General features: G+C 36.1%; 1 protein-coding gene, 1 tRNA gene and 2 pseudogenes. 1 reads left to right on the forward strand and 3 read right to left on the reverse strand.

The window, feature by feature from the left end; all coding sequences use genetic code 11:
* Both ARSQ2_RS11245 and ARSQ2_RS11250 read right to left on the reverse strand, forming a co-directional pair.
* A partial coding sequence (locus ARSQ2_RS11245) for an IS630 transposase-related protein (protein ID WP_181995344.1) occupies positions 1-349 on the reverse strand: 349 nt, incomplete at its 3' end.
* Positions 338-482, reverse strand: a pseudogene (locus tag ARSQ2_RS11250) (DUF496 family protein); the annotation flags it as partial. The gene ARSQ2_RS11245 and the pseudogene ARSQ2_RS11250, both read right to left, overlap by 12 nt.
* A 368-nt stretch (positions 483-850) precedes the next feature.
* On the opposite strand from ARSQ2_RS11250, the gene ARSQ2_RS11255 reads away from it, so the two are divergent.
* A tRNA-Ser gene (locus ARSQ2_RS11255) sits at positions 851-940 on the forward strand.
* A gap of 44 nt (positions 941-984) precedes the next feature.
* On the opposite strand, the pseudogene mnmL reads toward ARSQ2_RS11255, so the two are convergent.
* Positions 985-1,515 (reverse strand): annotated as a pseudogene (mnmL, locus tag ARSQ2_RS11260) (tRNA modification radical SAM protein MnmL/YtqA); the annotation flags it as partial.
* Positions 1,516-1,555 lie beyond the last annotated feature (40 nt).

The raw sequence follows: 1,555 nt of genomic DNA on the forward strand, positions 1-1,555 counted from the left end.
ACGTAGAGTTCTTTTTATAGGTCAATCCCATTTTTTTAAGATCTTGCCAAATGGCCTTCTGACAAACGCCAAAACGCTCTGTACGTTCTTTTTGGTAAGCATCTGGATATTGTTCAACATCTTTTATCAACTCGGATTTATCGATTTTTCGCTGACGTGTAGTCGATGCTTTTGGCTCTATTTGATTAATCCAACGCGATACAGATGCAGAGCCAATCCGAAATTGCTTAGCTGTTTCTCGGATACTCAAACCTTCTTTCATCGTAAATATCACTTTACGTCTAAAATCAATTAAATAGCTCATATAAATAATGTCATCAAAATTAAGTCGCTTAGCTATATCAGCCATGGTTTTCAATTTTTGTGATAACTCCCGACGTTCTTTTGATAATTCTGCGTTCTTGATAATTATAATCATCGATCCGATCTTCATAATCACTACGCATATTAGCAATTATTGCTCTGATCTCTTCAATGGTCATATAGCTGGGCGACTTTAAAATGATTACAATTAATTACTCTATATCAGTAAATTTATATTGAAGAAAAACATATATTTTGTAATCAAAATTAAGACGCTTAACTATAATGTTCCTAGTATTAGGCAAATCACGGAAAATTCATTCATTATTTTTTCCAACTTATGCTATGCATTTAATAATTTTACTTATTAGTAAGGACAATAAAACCTTCGCGGTAATATCGAATACATTTTCAACAAATTGTTCTTTATTTATCTTGTTAACTGCAAAAAAAGACAAAAGTTGCAATATATTATTGACGGTTAGTCTGCTTTTTCCTATAGTAGCGCCGCATCATTCTAGTATCCTACTATATTAAAATGATAACCGGTGAGGTGTCCGAGTGGCTGAAGGAGCACGCCTGGAAAGTGTGTATACGTGAAAACGTATCGAGGGTTCGAATCCCTCCCTCACCGCCATATAAAATATCTGCCAAAAACCTATTTTAATTCCCTCCACTAACTTAAATTGCAGAGCCCTGGCCGCCATACTGACAGAGATATTGATATAACGCATTCATGCCTAACCAACGATTTGCACACCAATCTGGCGCGAGTAAAGTCGGCCGACGCGCATTGGCACAAATACGATGATAAATAATATTTTTTGGTGTGTGACGGATCATTTCTCCGGCTATTTCCACGTACTCAGTTAATTCAAGTGATAACAAACGCCCAGCACGCCAAGCCTTCGCCATTATACTACCATCAACAATATGTAATGGATGCAATTTAATACCATCAACACCAGTATCGATAACACGAGATATTGTTTGCAGATTTTCGCTAGCTGTTTCAGCTGGTAAGCCAACAATTAGGTGAACACAAACATTTAATCCCTTTTTGCCGGCAATTTGCGCAATTTTTTGATAACTAGCAGCATCATGGCCTCGATTGATCTTTTTCAGGGTTTTATCATGGGATGTTTGTAAACCTAGTTCCAACCAGATTTCATATCGTTGCTGCTGATATTCTACTAATAAATCCAATATAGCTGGGCGACTTTAAAATGATTACAAGTAATTACTCTATATC

Source organism: Arsenophonus endosymbiont of Bemisia tabaci Q2 (assembly GCF_902713415.1).
Taxonomy (GTDB): Bacteria; Pseudomonadota; Gammaproteobacteria; order Enterobacterales; family Enterobacteriaceae; genus Arsenophonus.